The 17,283-nt window shown below is 41.2% G+C and carries 10 protein-coding genes; all 10 read left to right on the top strand.

The annotated features are described in order from the left end of the window. Positions 1–152: 152 nt before the first annotated feature. Positions 153–8,852 carry an amino acid adenylation domain-containing protein gene (locus tag V7K38_RS01905; protein ID WP_334855032.1) on the top strand — a complete coding sequence of 2,900 codons (8,700 nt, stop codon included), beginning with the start codon at positions 153–155 and terminating at the stop codon, positions 8,850–8,852. 252 nt (positions 8,853–9,104) lie between these two features. Then, positions 9,105–9,767 carry a hypothetical protein gene (locus V7K38_RS01900; RefSeq protein WP_334855031.1) on the top strand — a complete coding sequence of 221 codons (663 nt, stop codon included), beginning with the start codon at positions 9,105–9,107 and terminating at the stop codon, positions 9,765–9,767. A gap of 114 nt (positions 9,768–9,881) precedes the next feature. After that, positions 9,882–10,262 carry a nuclear transport factor 2 family protein gene (locus tag V7K38_RS01895; RefSeq protein WP_334855029.1) on the top strand — a complete coding sequence of 127 codons (381 nt, stop codon included), beginning with the start codon at positions 9,882–9,884 and terminating at the stop codon, positions 10,260–10,262. An 18-nt stretch (positions 10,263–10,280) separates the two neighbouring features. Next, a complete protein-coding gene (gene cysC, locus V7K38_RS01890) occupies positions 10,281–10,862 on the top strand; it encodes an adenylyl-sulfate kinase (protein WP_334855028.1) in 582 nt (193 codons plus the stop codon). 18 nt (positions 10,863–10,880) lie between these two features. After that, positions 10,881–13,043, top strand: coding sequence for a Rieske 2Fe-2S domain-containing protein (locus tag V7K38_RS01885; protein ID WP_334855027.1), 2,163 nt, complete (start codon positions 10,881–10,883; stop codon positions 13,041–13,043). Next, positions 13,040–14,095, top strand: a complete 1,056-nt coding sequence (gene fni, locus V7K38_RS01880; RefSeq protein WP_334855026.1) for a type 2 isopentenyl-diphosphate Delta-isomerase — start codon at positions 13,040–13,042, stop codon at positions 14,093–14,095. The genes V7K38_RS01885 and fni overlap by 4 nt, the downstream gene beginning before the upstream one ends. A gap of 18 nt (positions 14,096–14,113) precedes the next feature. After that, the gene (locus V7K38_RS01875; RefSeq protein ID WP_334855025.1) at positions 14,114–15,019 is read left to right on the top strand and encodes a DMT family transporter; all 906 of its coding nucleotides are present in this window, start codon (positions 14,114–14,116) and stop codon (positions 15,017–15,019) included. Between the two features lie 51 nt (positions 15,020–15,070). Further along, positions 15,071–15,679, top strand: a complete 609-nt coding sequence (locus tag V7K38_RS01870) for a LysR family transcriptional regulator (protein WP_334855023.1) — start codon at positions 15,071–15,073, stop codon at positions 15,677–15,679. Next, positions 15,672–16,379 carry a cupin domain-containing protein gene (locus tag V7K38_RS01865; RefSeq protein WP_334855022.1) on the top strand — a complete coding sequence of 236 codons (708 nt, stop codon included), beginning with the start codon at positions 15,672–15,674 and terminating at the stop codon, positions 16,377–16,379. The genes V7K38_RS01870 and V7K38_RS01865 overlap by 8 nt, the downstream gene beginning before the upstream one ends. 13 nt (positions 16,380–16,392) lie before the next feature. Then, positions 16,393–17,187: an SDR family oxidoreductase gene (locus V7K38_RS01860; RefSeq protein WP_334855021.1), complete on the top strand. Its 795-nt coding sequence runs from the start codon at positions 16,393–16,395 to the stop codon at positions 17,185–17,187. Positions 17,188–17,283 lie beyond the last annotated feature (96 nt).

Below are 17,283 nucleotides of genomic sequence, written 5' to 3'. Positions count from 1 at the left end.
AACCGTTAATCGATGTTTTATCATGCGGCTAAAAATATACATCAAATTCTTTTAATTCCTTATTCTAAGACTGATTGAGATGCTTTTACTATCGCCTAATTTCCTTTAATCTAGAAATAATTACTGAAAATCAGTTTTATAAATACACAAGTATGAATACACAAGATTTATTAAAACACATCTCTAAGCAGAAAATTGTTATTACAGCTACGTTTACAAGTGAACCAATTGAGGATTCCCTGTCGTATTGGTTCCAAGAAATAGGAATTCTTTATTCAATAGAGTTTGCTCCTTACAATCAGGTATTTCAAGAACTTCTTAATCCAGTCAGCCTACTGGCTAACAATCAAAATGGAGTCAATGTAGCTTTAGTTAGGTTTGAGGATTGGGAAGAAACTAAGAATCGTCTGCAATTAACAGTTGACGATTATCTAAAAGAAGAAATTTTTGGTGATCGCTTACGTCACACCTTACCAAATCACTTAGAAATAGCTCACCTTAACCAGTACGAAACCGAGTATCTATATCAAGAGATTTTTGGCGATCGCGTCTATTTAAAGCATGGAATTGTCTTCAATGAAGACGACTGTATAATGGATGTGGGAGCGAATATTGGTCTATTTACCTTATTTGCTCAACAAAAATCCCCAAAAGGGACTATTTATGCTTTTGAACCTGCACCTCACGCCTTTGACAAATTACAAACTAACGCCAAGCTTTACTGTCAAAACACCCATCTTTTTAATTGCGGTTTAGGTGATGAACGCAAAGAAGAAACCTTCACTTTTTATCCTCGTTCCTCAGTTTTCTCAAGTTTTGCAGCTGATACAGAGGAAGATGAAAAAGCTATTCGCTCAGTCATTATTAATATGCTGCAACGCGATAATTCTCTGGATGAAGAGTCGTTAGAACGCCTAGCTGATGAATTTCTCAAGGATAGGCTTGAACGAGAAACTTATCAAGCTCAGTTGCGAACTCTTTCAGAAATTATTGAAGAATATAAGATTGAAAAAATTGATTTACTGAAACTAGATGCTGAAAAAAGCGAGTTAGCAATTCTCCAAGGAATTAAAGACCATCATTGGTCACTGATTAAACAAATAGCTATGGAGGTGCATGACCAAGAAGGCAGTACAATTAAACACGTCATGCAATTGCTTGAAAACAAAGGCTTTCAATTTGTTGTCGATGAAGAGTCTCTCCTGCACGGTTCTGGACTGTTTAATATCTACGCCACTCGCCCCAACCTGAAGCAAAGCTCAGTATCACAGCAATTTGAAAAAAATCCAGTCCAACTAGAGCAAGCCGTTAAGGATTTTGGCAGTGCTTTGAAAACAGCAACAACGCGATCTGCTGAAAGCAGCAGCGCTTCGCGATCGCTAAATCCTTACTTGGTCTTTATCTGTCCTCCCTCTCCAACCACAGATGCAGCAGATAACACTTTACATGAGAGAATGCAGGAACTGTTAGCAGCTGATCTCAAAGATGTTAGTGGGATGTATCTGATAAAAAGTCAAGAATTGACCAGTATGTACCCAGTAGAGGAGTACTACGACCCTTACGGAGACGAACTAGGACACATTCCCTACACGCCAACCTTTTTTTGCACTTTGGGGACAATGCTGGCGCGGAAAATCTTTGCTTTGCAAAGCTCTCCTTATAAGGTTATTGCCCTTGATTGCGACCATACATTATGGAGTGGTATTTGTGGAGAGGATGGAGTTGGAGGAGTCAAAATCAATCCACCCTATAGAGCGCTCCAAGAATTTATCATTGCACAGCAAGCAGCAGGAAAGTTGATTTGTTTGTGTAGCAAGAATGAACAAGAGGATGTATTTGCAGTCTTTGACCAACATCCAGATATGGTGATGGGTCGCCATCATCTCGTTAATTGGCGCATTAACTGGGAATCGAAATCGGAGAATCTGAAGTCTTTAGCTACCGAACTACAACTGAGTTTAGATAGCTTTATTTTCATTGATGACAATCCAATTGAGTGTGCTGAAGTTAGAGCAAACTGTCCAGAAGTCCTGACTTTACAACTTCCAGAACAACCCGATCGCATCCCGCAATTTTTACAGCATATTTGGGCTTTCGACCAACTCCAAACCACTGAAGAAGACCAACAAAGAACTAATCTCTATCAACAGAATGTCCAGCGCCAGCGTTTGCAACAGGATTCTTTTTCTTTTAGTGATTTCCTCGCCCAACTGAACTTAGAAATAGAGATTTCCCCGATGCAAAGCGAGCAACTTTCGCGGGTTGCTCAACTTACCCAACGCACCAATCAGTTTAACCTCACAACAATCCGCCGATCTGACGCTGAAATCCAACAACTTTGTAATTCAGAAAAATTAGAATGTCGAGTGGTCAAGGTTAAAGACCGCTTTGGAGATTATGGTTTAGTCGGTCTGCTGTTGTTTGAAGTTCAAAAAAATGCGCTAGTTGTAGACACCTTTTTACTCAGTTGTCGGGTACTTGGTCGGGGTGTGGAGCATAGAATGCTGTCCTATTTAGGAACTCTTGCTCAACAAAGAGGATTAGGACGAGTCGAGCTTTTCTATATACCTACCAAGAAGAATCAACCAGCCTGGGATTTTCTTACTAGTGTTGGTAGACAATTTCAGCAAGAGAAAGATGGTGGTTGGTTATTCGAGTTTCCATCTCAAACCGCATCCGAAAGTAGATTGCTACTCATATCCGATATAGATACAGTAGATGGTCGGTCTGATGGGAGCTTAGTAGAAACAGCCTCGTCAGAAGGAGATAAAGTACTTATATCCGATATAAATACAGTAGATAGTCAGTCCGATCGAGAAGCGAAATTCGGATCTGATAGATCGGCAAAAATAGCCTCTTTTGCAGACTTTTTTGAGCGCATTGCTCGGAATCTATATAGTCCTGAACTGATTCTCAAAGAGATTGCATCTCGACAACAGCGCCAACGTTCTCAGTTAGATATAGAATTTGTTGCTCCTCGCAATCCTATAGAGAAGGCGATCGCACATTTATTCGCAGAAGCCCTCAAACTAGACAGAGTGGGTATTGATGATAACTTCTTTGAACTCGGTGGCGATTCCATTCGGGGTGCGATTCTGATTAATAAATTGCAAGTGCAATTAAACGAGATTATTCATTTTGTTGTTTTATTTGATACTAAAACAGTTGCTCAACTAGCAGTTTACATAGAAGAAAACTACCCACAAGCAGTAGTACAACTGGGTGGTAAGGAAATAAATTCAACTATTGATGTACCACAAGAGCGAATCGGTGAAGCTAAAGTTTTGCAGATGCGATCGCTTATTCCTCCTCTTACTCCCCCAATAGATGACGACGCAATCAAAAACCCGCCAGCTATATTTATCCTCTCGCCTCATCGTAGCGGCTCTACCTTACTGCGCGTCATTCTAGGGGGAAATCCCCAATTGTTCGCGCCTCCAGAATTGGAACTGCTAACATTTAATACACTTGGGGAACGAAAAGCAGCATTTTCTGGACGTTACAGCTTTTGGATGGAAGGGACGATTCGCACAATCATGCAAATTCGGGGGTGTAGTCCAGAAGAAGCGATCGCACTTATGGAAGAATTAGAAGCGAAAAATCTCACTACAAAGCAGTTTTACCAACTTATACAGCAATGGCTGGGCGATCAAATCTTGGTAGACAAGACTCCTTCCTACTCCATAGATTTAGAAACCCTCAAACGAGCGGAAATAAACTTCCAAAACCCACTCTACATTCACCTTGTGCGTCATCCTTATGCAACGATGCGCTCTTATGAAGAAGCCAGAGTAGAGCAAACATTTCCATATCAACATCCCTTCAATAGGCGAGAACTCGCTGAACTCGTTTGGTTGATTAGCCATCAAAATATTCTCGAATTCTTGCAACAAGTTCCCCAAGAACGCCAGTATCAAGTCAAATTTGAAGACATAGTTAGCCAGCCACAAACGACTGTAGAAAGCTTATGCCAATTTTTAGAGGTGGAATTCCATCCTGATATGCTTCAACCCTACAAAGAGAAAAAGCAGCGCATGACCGATGGAATTTATGCCCAGTCTAGAATGGTGGGGGATGTGAAATTTCACGAACATCAGGGCATTAATGCTAACACCGCAGATAGTTGGAAGCAGTACTACACCACCGACTTTTTAGGCGATGTGACTTGGCACTTAGCAGAGTCTTTGGGATATCACAGAAATAACAATGCTATTCCTCAAGTTAGTCGTAAAAATCAAACTGAATCTCAGACTTTCCCGCTTTCTTTCGCCCAACAGAGACTGTGGGTTTTAGCGCAATTGGAGCCGGACAGCCCCTTCTACAATATGTTTAAGGCTGTTCGTCTCAACGGGCGTTTGGATATAGAAGTTTTAGAACGCAGTCTCAACGAGATTATCCGCCGGCACGAAATTTTACGCACCACCTTTAATGCTGTGGCGGGAATGCCTGTACAAGTAATTGCTCCCCACGCAACCATGAAACTCTCGGTTGTAGACTTGCAACAATTGTCAGGACAAGAACAGTCAGAACAATTGCAATTTTTAGCAACTCAAGATCAATTACAACCCTTTGACCTTACCAAAGGACTGTTGCTGCGAGTCACTCTGGTACAACTCAAGTCAGAGTCTTATGCTTTTTTATTGACCATGCACCACATCATCGGTGATGGTTGGTCAATGGGAGTATTCATCAAAGAATTGTCAAGTTTGTATCGAGGCTTTTTGATTGGCGAACCTTCTCCACTTCCAGAATTACCGATTCAATATGCAGATTTTACGATTTGGCAACGCCAATGGCTGCAAGGGAAAGTACTAGAAACCCCAATCAACTACTGGAAGCAACAGCTAGCAGACGCACCACCTCTGTTGGAACTACCTACAGATAAGCCTCGTTCCTCAGTGCAAACTTTCCGGGGTTGGTGTTTTTCCTTCCAGCTAGATGCAAAACTGACCGCATCGCTGAAAGAACTCAGCCACAAATCAGGAACCACCTTATTTATGACCTTGATGGCGGCTTATGCGACTCTACTATTCCGTTATAGTGGTCAAGAAGATATTCTGTTAGGAACACCGATCGCTAGCCGTAACCAGCAAGACATAGAAGGGTTAATTGGCTTTTTTGTCAACACATTGGTGATGCGAACTCGACTAGAAGGTAATCCCAGTTTCTCAAAGTTACTAATGCAAGTGCGTTCTGCTTGCATGGATGCCTACGCCAACCAAGACGTTCCCTTTGAACAAATTGTCGAAGCTTTGCAAATAGAGCGTAGTCTCAGCCACAGCCCTCTATTTCAGGTGATGTTTGCATTGCAGAATGCCCCTATAGAGCAATTAGAAACGCCTGATTTAGCCATAGCACCTCTACATCTAGATAACGTTAACGCCAAGTTTGACCTCACATTACAAATGTGGGAAAACACAGATGAAGGAAACTCCCTGCAAGGGTTTTGGCAATATAACACCGATTTATTCGATGAAGATAGAATTGCTCGCATGAGCAGTCATTTTCAAACATTATTAGCGGGAATAGTGGGGAATCCGCAAGCATCAGTAGGTACATTACCATTGCTAACTGAGCGTGAACGTCATCAATTGCTAGTGGAATGGAATGATACTCAAATACCATATCCCGATACGAAATGTATCCATCAAGTGTTTGAGGAACAGGTAGAACAAAACAGTAATGCGATTGCGGTAATCGCACGCTCCGCGAACGCACTGGTGTATGAGGACGAGTCTCTAACATATCGAGAGTTAAACGATCGCGCCAATCAATTAGCGCACTACCTACAAACCTTGGGAGTCAAAAAAGAAGTATTGGTGGGGATTTGCGTCGAGCGATCGCTTGAGATGATTGTCGGTATACTCGCCATCCTCAAAGCAGGGGGTGCTTATGTTCCCTTTGATCCAGCTTATCCCCAAGAGCGCTTGGCTTATATGTTCCAAGACACAGGGGTATCGCTGTTGCTCATTCAACAGCAGTTGATGGGATTACTACCCCAAAACACAGCTAAGGTGATTTGTCTAGATACAGACGAAGAAATTTTCAGTCAATATAGCCAAGAGAACCTCAAGGCAGATGTGACACCAGACAACCTAACTCACATCATGTACACCTCTGGTTCGACAGGCATACCCAAGGGTGTATGCATTATCCACAGAAATGTTGTCCGGTTGGCTAAGGGAACAAACTTTGCATCATTAACACCACAAGAAGTATTTTTACAACTCGGCCCTCTTTCCTTCGATGCCTCAACACTAGAAATTTGGCCCTGTCTTTTGAATGGTGCGAAGCTCGTGCTAATGCCGAGCCAGAAGCCATCCTTAGAAGAGTTGGGTGAAATTATCCAGCGCCATCAGGTCAATATCCTCTGGCTTACAGCCAGCTTGTTCCATCTGATGGTGGATGAAAAATTGCAGGATTTACAACCTGTGCGTCAACTGATGAGTGGAGGTGATGTATTATCTGTAGCTCACGTCCAAAAAGTTGCGCGGGAACTCCCCAATTGTCAATTTATTAACGGCTACGGCCCTACAGAAAACACTGTATTTACGACCTGCTTCCCTGTAACGGCTGAAAGTCAAATCGAGAAATCAATTCCTATCGGTCGTGTCATTGGTAATACACAGGTTTATATATTAGACTCCAATCTCCAACCCGTACCCATCGGGGTTTGGGGCGAAATGCACGTTGGTGGTAATGGTTTAGCCAGGGGTTACTGGAATCGTCCAGAACTAAATCAGCAAAGATTTATTCCTAACCCTTTTGGACATCCAAATGTTGATCGCCTGTATAAAACAGGAGATTTGGTTCGTTACTTACCTGACGGTAATATCGAATTTTTTAGTCGCATTGACAACCAAGTTAAAATCCGTGGTTTCCGAATTGAACTTTCCGAAATTGAGGTGATTTTAACTCAACACCCCCAAGTACGGGATGCCGTTGTCATTGCCAGAGAAGACAAGCCCGGTATGAAGAATTTGGCAGCTTATGTGATCCCTGAAGGAAAACAGCCCACCAGTAACGAATTGCGCCTGTTCCTCAAGCAAAAGCTTCCCGATTATATGGTGCCTTCATCCTTTACAGTTCTAGAGGCTTTTCCCATTACGTCCAATAGTAAAGTAGACCGCCGTGCCTTACCAGTACCAGAGTTCGAGTTTAATGACTCAATCGGCTTTGTCTCCCCCCGCACTCATACTGAAAAAATCTTGCTAAAAATTTGGCAGGATGTTTTATTATTAGAACAAGTTTGTATTCATGACAACTTTTTTGAATTGGGCGGGGATTCCATTATTGGAATCCAAATTGTCGCCAGAGCTAATCAAGCTGGATTGAAACTAACTCCAAAACAGCTATTTCAGCATCAAAACATTGCTGAGTTAGCTGCTGTAGCCGTGACAACTACCTCCAATGAGGCAGAACAGGGCTTAGTTAAGGGCATTGTTCCCCTAACACCGATTCAGCATTGGTTCTTTGAGCGTAATTTACCCGAACCCGATCACTTTAATCAATCTTTCCTGCTAGAAGTTCCGCCAAATATCCAACCGGAATTACTAGAGCAGGCATTACAAAAGCTGATGTACCATCATGACGCTTTACGGCTGCGGTTTGTGCAGCAAGCAGCGCAATGGCAACAGTACAACAGTGATGTGTGCGATGCAGTATCGTTGGTGATAGCTGATTTATCCAACCTGACTCAAGCAGAACAATCAAAAGCAATTGAGTTAAAGGCAGATGAAATACAGCGATCGCTAAATATAGCAGATGGGCCGCTACTGCGGGTCGTTCTATTTAACTTAGGCAAATCTTCCCCTGGACGTTTGCTCATCGTCATCCATCATTTAGTTGTCGATGGGATTTCCTGGCGGATTTTGCTGGAAGATTTATCTGGAGCATACAAACAATTAGATAGTGGGAACAACATCCAACTTCCTGCAAAAACAACTTCCTTCAAAGATTGGGCAATTCGATTGCAGGATTATGCAGGTACTCAAGAACTGCACTCAGAGCTAGATTACTGGCTGCACTCAAGGTCGTTTGCAGTTGCTCCTTTACCATTGGATTCTCCTGCTATTGCGTCAGAAAACACTGTCGGTTCAAGTCGCATTGTCTCTATATCCCTGAGTGCAGAACAGACTCGCACCCTCTTACAAGATGTCCCAGTCGCCTACAACACCCAAATTAACGATGTACTTTTGACTGCATTAGTGCAAAGTTTTGCTGGATGGACAGGCTATGACTCTCTACTAATTGAATTAGAAGGTCACGGGCGGGAAGACTTGTTTGAGGATGTAGACTTGTCCCGCACAGTAGGCTGGTTTACCAGTTTATTCCCCGTTTGCTTAAAACTTGGAGGTCTTCACCATCCTGGCGAGGCTCTCAAGTCGGTCAAAGAGCAACTGCGACGCATCCCCAACCGAGGTATTGACTATGGCATCCTGCGGTATCTGAGCATGGATGCAACCATAAACAAGCAACTTGAGCTACTCCCTCAAGCTCAGGTGAGTTTTAATTACTTGGGTCAATTCGACCAAACGCACCTAGCACCCCTTGGTTGGAAATATACCCAAGAATCTAGCGGTTCTATTCACAGCCCCAAAGGACAACGCCGCCATTTGTTGAATGTGAATGGATTAGTCATTGAAGGCAGATTGCAACTGGAGTGGAAATATAGCGGAGCTTTTCATCACCAAGCTACTGTAGAAAACTTGGCTAAAAACTATCTGAAAGTCTTAGAAGCTATTATCGACCACTGTATATCAAAAGAAGCAGGAGGCTATACTCCTTCAGATTTCCCTGAAGTTGGTTTAAGCCAAGAAGCGTTGGACGAACTGCTAGCAGAAATTGAATAAAGTCGTTCACAAGTCATCTCTATCAAGATAAAACTTGCCCTCACTTTGTCCATTGTTTTAAGTTTTCCACACCAAACTTATTTATTGTTTATGACAATCTCGAAAGCGACACTCACAACCACGCGTAATCCAGGGATTTTGGTTAATAAATTTGCTTCCAAAATCTCTTGCATTTCTTATCAGAGTATGCGTAGGTCTAGCAGAGTATTGAGAGAATTTGTACTTTATTATTTTCCAATTTATAACCTCTCAATGAATGACTTTTTTCGGTTTTATCCAATTTTAGGTTTTATTGAAGCTCTGGTTTATCAAACTGATGATGAAGTTGAGAAAATTCAAAGTGAAGGCTATGGAACGCTGCAACATTCTCCTTGGCAATCCAAACAAGAAATGATTTTGGCTGTTTTAGAAGAGTATAATCTCAAGCATTGTCAAGTTGAATTCTATATGCAAAAATTAGGGGAATATTTTGAATTAGAAACACAGCTATTAGCAACTTCTCAGGTTACTCATGAAATGATTAAAAAGGCTGCGGAGCTACGATCTTCTGACTATCGAGTATTACATTGTACCTTGCTAAAAATGTTAGGTCTAAATTACGAAGAAGAAGAGTTAAATGAAGAATTGAAACTTATGTGGGCTTTAGAAGTTGTCAATGATATTGAAGACGATTTGATGTTTTATTCAGATGATGTAGCAGCAAAACATTATAATACCTACAGAATGTTTGTGAAAGTTTATGGAGAAAAAGCCCCTTATTACTTAAAGAAGGAATTAAATTTTTATGAAGGTCTATTTCATAAGCAAATAGCACGTTTTTCAGGAATGAAACGAGAATCTTTCATCAAATCTTGGAATGCCTATCGTCTCGATCATCCAGTACCAACTATCCCTGAGCCGATTCTGGAAGATTAATATTAAGTATTGTCAATGGCTAATAGCCAATTGCTAATTGTAAATTTATTAAAGCTATTGGTTATTAGCAGCTTCTGGATTAAGCGAAACTAAATGCATAAAAGGAGTCGAATTATGTATCAAAATAGCAATTTACAAGTCATCACAACCTATAGTGCATTAGTCATTGAGTTATTTCGCACCATTGATTCTTCTGGTTGGGAAAGCCTAGTGGACATTTTTCATAGTAATATCGTCTATGAACGTCCAGGTTACAGTCCTTTTGTTGGGATTGATCGCCTACTCAATTTTTATCAAATGGAAAGAGTAATTGCATCAGGTAAACACCACATTGAGCATATTACAATTGATGGCAGTTATGGAGCTTGTTGGGGTAGATTTGTTGGTATAAGTAAGGACAGTTGCCAGATAGATGAGCTTTTTGCTGATGTATACTCTTTTGAAAAAGGGAAGATTAAAACTCGTAAAACTCACTTTTTTAGACCAGCAGTTTAGTAAAAGCATAAGGGTAGGATGGTGGAAGAACAGCGTGGTGTAACAATATGGTTAACTGGTTTGAGCGGTGCTGGCAAAACCACCATCTGCCAATTTTTGGAGACAGAACTGCGATCGCAAGGTTATAAAATTGAGGTACTAGACGGTGATGTAGTTCGCCAAAACTTAAGTGAGGGGTTAACTTTCAGCAAAAAGGATCGAGACGAAAATATTCGGCGAATTGGTTTTGTAGCTCACCTGCTAACTAGAAATAATGTTATTGTACTGGTTTCAGTTATATCGCCATATCGGGCAATCCGACAAGAAGTTAAAGAGCGCATTGGAGATTTTATTGAAGTATACATCAATGCACCATTAGAAGTTTGCGAACAGCGAGATGTCAAAGGTTTATATAAAAAAGCTAGAGCTGGTGAAATCAAAAATTTCACTGGAATTGATGATTTATATGAAGTACCTCTTGAACCTGATGTTGAATGCAAAACTAATGAAGAAACTATTGCCCAAAGCGCAAATAAAATCTTAAATAAGCTAGAAGAGTTAGGATACACCAATTATCTATCGATGCCACAATTCAAAAATAATTACTCGCGGATATCATGAAAAGTAGGAAGAATTGAAATGACTTTAATAAAAGAAAAGGAACTGTGTAAACTTTTTGTTGGAGTAGGACGACAGCAATACTTCCTTGCTGCTACAGGTACTAACTTTGCTAAAAAGGATGAAGTAGCATGGAATAATTTTGTCAGGATTTTATTGTCAGCAAAGGGCGACTATGCTGTTGAAACAGCTTATAAATATCTTGTAAATGCAGTTTTTGAATATAATAAACGTAATAATACAGAAGTCAATCTCAAAACTGTTTATAATTATTTTGCCGCTAAAATTATTCGTTCAATCTTTGTTGAACCATCGGAAATAGAGAAAAACTGGTATTTCATTTGTCGCGCGGCAGAAATTCCCCAGGCTGGAGATTTTGTTACTGTTCAAATTTTTCAGGAACCTTTGGTAGCTGTGCGCCAAGCAGACGGAACGGTTCGCGTTTTTCTCAATGTCTGCAATCATCGCCAAGCACCAGTGTTTGAAGGTCACGGTTGTGTAGGCGTAGATAAACCGACTCTTTGCCCTTATCATGGATGGGCTTATAGCATAGGTGGTGATTGCAAGAATGCACCAGGGGCAAATAGAGGGGAGTTTGGTGCTGATTTTAACCTGGAAAATTACAGTTTGCAGCAGTTTGAGGTCAAGATTGATGAGAATCAAGGGGTTTTTGCCAAGCTCTCAGAAAATAATCAACATCAGCTAGAATCACAACTTGAAAACCAGCAAAATATCGGGGTAGAAATTACTAATCTACTTAATTCTGTGAGTCCAGGCTATGCAGAGGGGGAAACCGCCACACTTCCAGAACAAATCCGCCTTTGGTTGAGAATTGGTTATTTAGAAGAAAATATAAAACAACTCATTGTAGAGATTACCTCAGAAGGAAGAAGCGATAGTCGCCAATTAATATTGCAATCATTGATTGCGGAACTCAAACACGTTATCCTGACTGTTGATAGTGATGGAGCAACCCCAGAACTGGATGAAGTGCTGCAACGAGTTTACAGCAGTGACGAGCAAGGGCAGTTGATTGAAAAGTCTATTGAGTATCCTAAAATTGATACTGATGGCATAGAATATTCTGAATCATCTGAAAGAAGACAAGCATTGCCAATCTGGATTTATGGCGACTCAGCATTGTTTGCTCTTGAAGTTGAGCATTTAATTAAACCAACCTGGCAATTTGTTTGCCATATCAATGAAGTTCCGCAACCGGGTAACTTCACTTGGCTGGATATTGTCGGTGAACGAGCCTACGTCATTCGCACTGCTAGCGGTGAATTGTTTGCCGGCAAACTTCAGAATGTTACACAACGAGGGAATTATCCGAAATTTGGTTTATTAAACTACGGTTTAGAACCCATCGACATTGATATTTTTTATGGATTTATTTTCATTCGCTTTACTTGGGAAGGTTCAAGATTAGCTGATAATTGGTATTTACCTGGATTATTGGAACCATACCAACTTGAAGATATGCAACCCATTGGTGGAGTCGGTCGGTATGACATTAGTGTAGAGGTAGATTACAAACTGCTGTGGGAAAATTTCTTAGAAGATTACCACTTTCCCATGATGCACAAAGGTTTAACCCGTCGGTTTGGAGTGTCGAGTGATTGTGAAGGCATCAACGGCATGATTATTCCCATGCGCAATCCGGCTTCACCCAGCTTAACCCCAATCGAGCGACAATATTATGATTGCGCCAAAGCGATCGCTCGACATTCTTGGGAGCGCGAACAAGAATTACAAGATTTTGCTGCTGAAAACCATGCTTTGCCCGAAACGCTGTGTTACTCAGCTTTCTGCTCGATGTCGGCGCAAGAAGAAATCCCAATGCCTTTTTCTTTGAGCGTATTTCCCGAACACGTCCAAACTTTTTCGTTAGTTCCCGCCGGGCCAAGAGAGTGCCGTTTTCACGTTCGCAGTTACGGACATACCCTCAACCCAGATGACACCAACAGTAAAACCATTGAAGAAGCGCGAAGAGTGAATATCCAACTGCTTTTGGAATCGTTACACGAAGATATTCGCGTTAACTACATCTGTCAAGATAGCGTTTCATCGCGGCTGTTCGACAAAATTGGAGTCTTTAGTATTGCCGAGTTTGATGTTGCTAAGTTTCAGGAGGCTATCCGCTATAAGCTGCCAATAACCAGTTGCCAGAGGAATCCATTATGACTACCACTGTCCCATCAGTCAATACTGTAACTGAAATTGAAACTCGAAAAGCTGACCATCTACGTGTTTGTTTAGAGGAAGATGTCCAGTTTCAGCACGTAACTACTGGATTTGAGCGCTATCGCTTTACTCATGATTGTCTTCCTGAAATCAACCGCAGTGATATCAATTTGCAAACAACCTTTTTAGGCAAAAATCTCGGCGCTCCCCTGCTGATTTCTTCTATGACAGGGGGAACTGAATTAGCGCAGCTAGTCAATACTCGTTTAGCAACTGTTGCTCAACGCTACCGATTAGCAATGGGAGTAGGTTCGCAACGCATTATCATTGAACAACCTCGTTTAGCTCCTACCTTTGCTGTGCGCTCTTTTGCTCCTGACATTCTGTTGTTAGCGAACTTGGGGGCTGTGCAACTAAATTATGGATGTGGGCTTGATGATTGCTTGCGTCTTGTAAATTCCCTGGAAGCGGATGCACTAATTTTGCATCTTAACCCCCTGCAAGAATGCGTGCAATCAAAAGGAGATACAAATTTTCGGGGGCTGTTAAGTAAAATTGCCCAACTTTGTCAGCAACTACCCGTTCCGGTTGTTGTCAAAGAAGTGGGAAATGGGATTTCTGGAGCGATCGCACAAAAGTTAATCGATGCGGGAGTTGCAGCCATTGATGTCGCTGGAGCAGGTGGAACTTCCTGGGCAAAAGTAGAAAGCCAACGTGCTAAAGACAATAAGCAGCGCCGTTTGGGACAAACTTTTGCTGATTGGGGTTTACCAACCGCAGAGTGTCTTAACTCCATCCGAGTCATCGCGCCGACAATTCCCTTGATTGCTTCTGGTGGGTTACTTAACGGATTGGATGTCGCCAAAGCGATCGCTTTAGGAGCCGATATAGGAGGTTTAGCCCGACCTTTTTTAGAAGCTGCCGTCAAATCAGAAGCCGCCGTTGATGAGTTAGTCGAAGTTCTGATTGCTGAACTCGAAACAGCTTTATTTTGTACTGGCAATGCCACCTTAGCAGAACTAAGAAGTTCTGGGGCATTGCAACGGATCTAAATGAGTAGCAAACATAACATGAAACTAGATGACTGCAATCAACCCACGCCAAACGCCCTCCACATTCGGGGCATAATTGCGATCGCGATCGTCAGTCTAATATGGGCGACAACCTTCCCACTGACGAAAGATGCAGTCACTAGCTTTTCGCCATCTGTACTTACCGCCAGCCGTTTTACCCTTGCAGCCGCGATATTTACCCCATATTTGCGCTCATTAAACGCTCAGATATTACGCGATGGCACAGTTTTAGGACTTTTACTCTTTGCTTGTTTTGCCTTCCAAGCGATCGGGCTAGAAACTGCCAATGCTAATCGAGGAGGCTTTATTTTCAGCCTTAATGTAATCATTGTACCCCTCTTGGCAGCGTTATTCGGTCAGCCCTTGCTGATTAAAACTCTACTCGCCGCCGCAGTTGCCCTCACAGGCATAGGAATTATGTGCTGGGAAAATGGCTCTTTAGGCATAGGTGATTTGTTGTTGTTTGCTGAAACCTTCATTTACGGCGTTTATATGCTCGTACTTCAGGAAACTGCACAACGCCACTCAACCCTATCCCTGACTGCCATCCAACTGTGGATTGTAGCAGTGTTAAGTGCAGTCTGGGCAGCGCCAGAGATGGTTGGGCAATTTGAGACTTTAAGGAATAACTATATTATTATCCTCTACCTCGGTCTGGTAGGTACTGCTGGTACTATCTGGTTAGAAACAATAGGCCAGCAATGGATTTCAGCAACTGAAGCAGCGCTATTGTGTACCCTCGATCCGGTACTCACATCCGTTTTTTCTTTTTGGCTACTCGGTGAAAAGTTTGGAGTACGCGGTTTTATTGGCACAGTTCTGGTACTAATTGCATTGATTTTGAGTCAAGTTAAATCTGAGTATATAGATAAAAAATTAATATTTGGCACAGAAGATATTTAAAAATTAGTAATTTTAACTTTCTTTTTTATCCTATCCAACTTTGTTAAAACTATGCTAAAGTTTTCGATTGAATTTAGACCTCCTATTCCTCCTGCAAAAAATTTGATTATCGGCACATTGGGGCCTAGTGGTACTAGTAGTGACTATGCTTCTAGCTATATAGTCAAACAATTAGAGTCAGAAGAATTAACTGGGGAAATTCAGTTATTTGATGGCTTTCCAGATGTCAAAGAAGCTTTGCTGCAAGACAAGATTGATCTAGCTCTGGTTCCTCATGCTTACCAAATGATTAATGAGTTCTATATGGAGCCAAGTTTTGATTTAGGCTTCATTTTTATCTATCCTACTCCAGTTTATGGATTAGCTAAGAAGAAAAATACAGAGGTAGTTTTTAAAGGAGCTAGACTTGTTACCCATCCTGCGCCTTTACCTTTATTGTCGAGACTCTTACCAGACTCCCAAGACCTATCAGAAATTCAGGTTGATTTGTCTCCTTCTACTAGCGATGCAGCAATTCAAGTACAAAAGGGTTTAGCTACTCTAGCTATTACTAATAAAAATGCTGTTGACGCTTATGATTTGGAGTTTATTTCCACTTATGGAAAAATCCCTATGAGTTGGTCAATTTTTTATAAAAAATTAGCAGAAAGTCATGTCTAAATTTTTCCCAACTCCCAAAACTACAGAAATTAATTCAGATGTAGAATTAATAGCATTTGAATGTCAAGATACGCTCGTTCAATTAGTGTATCTTGCTCCAGGAGCTACTTTTGCACTACACGAACATCTAGAAAGTCAGATGGGGATGATAATTTCCGGGCGTTTAGAAATGAACGTTAACGGAACCAAAGAAATTATTGAGCCACTGCAACAAGCTTACATTGCCAATGCTTATGTTCCTCACGGTTCTGTAAATATTTTTCCAGAAACTGCAATAGTATTCGATGTAAAACGTATCGTAACTTCCTTACCATCAGAAAAAACTGACGAGGTGTTTCTCAAGGTATCGCCTAAAAAAGACGAAGTTACTGGTTTTTCATGTCAATCTATTGTTGCTTCTTGGTTTGAGATTGTGATTACCGAAATTCCGCCAGGAGAAATAATCCCAATGCAACAATCTGCTAGCGAACAAATGGGAATAATCCTGAATGGTCAGTTGATGATGTCTGTGGAAGATGAACACCAGGAACTAGAATATGGTAGTATTTATTATGCTCCACCTGATGTCTTTTATGGAGGATATAATTCCTCTAATGAAGCAGTTTCTTTGGTTGAAATTTTGATTCCACCCCGCTCTCATTTATCTTACCAAAAAGCTTCTTTTAATGAAATAACTGCGCGATCGCTCACTGCTTCCTAAAGGAATATTCATCATGGATTTAGGATTAACACAGAAAGTAGCTTTAGTGACAGGAGCAAGTGCTGGCATTGGTTATAGCGTTGCTCAAAAGCTAGCATCAGAAGGTTGTCAGTTAATAATTTGTGGGAGAAATTCTGAGCGTTTAGAACAAGCTTATCAAGGTTTGGTTAGTTCCCAAGCAAAAGTTATCCCCATTCTTGCTGATGTTCAAAACCCAAGTGATTCTCAAAAATTAGTACAAGAAGCTCTCACCCAATTTGGCAAAATTGATATCTTGGTCAATAATTCTCAGGGGGCTACATTTTCTAATGAAGCAGTAGAAAATCTATCTGATGAAGATTGGTTAACTGTCTTTGAAGGCAAGTTAATGGGCTATATTCGCATGACGAATCTGGTGCTACCGACAATGAAAAATCAGCAATGGGGGCGCATTATCAATATTGTTGGGACATCAGGAAAAGAACCTTCTAGTCGTCTTGTTAAATCAGGAGTGGCCAATGCTGCATTAATCAACTTTACTAAAACTGTTGCCACAGAAGTTGCTAAGTGGAATGTTTTAGTTAACTGTGTCAATCCTGGTCTGATTGATACTCCAAGGCATAGAGAATATTTAGAAGTATTCGCCCAAAAGGAAGACCGAAAAATTGAGGCGATTATAGAAGGAATAGATAACACCATTCCTATCGGTCGTCGTGGTCTTTCTAGTGAGGTTGCTAATTTAGTGGCTTTTTTAAGTTCAGAATGCGCTAGTTATATAACAGGTATAACTATTTCAGTGGATGGTGGATTGTCTACAGGAGCTTTTTAAAAATATTTATTTTATATGAATATAGATAAACGAACCGCAAAAGACGCAAAGAACGCAAAGGAAGAGATGGGTTAAGTAATGAATGCAAGTTTAGAA

The sequence above is a fragment of the Nostoc sp. genome, assembly GCF_036917465.1.
Classification (GTDB): domain Bacteria; phylum Cyanobacteriota; class Cyanobacteriia; order Cyanobacteriales; family Nostocaceae; genus Nostoc.
Note: the sequence above shows the minus strand (reverse complement) of the source record. Positions and strands in the feature narration are given on the sequence as shown.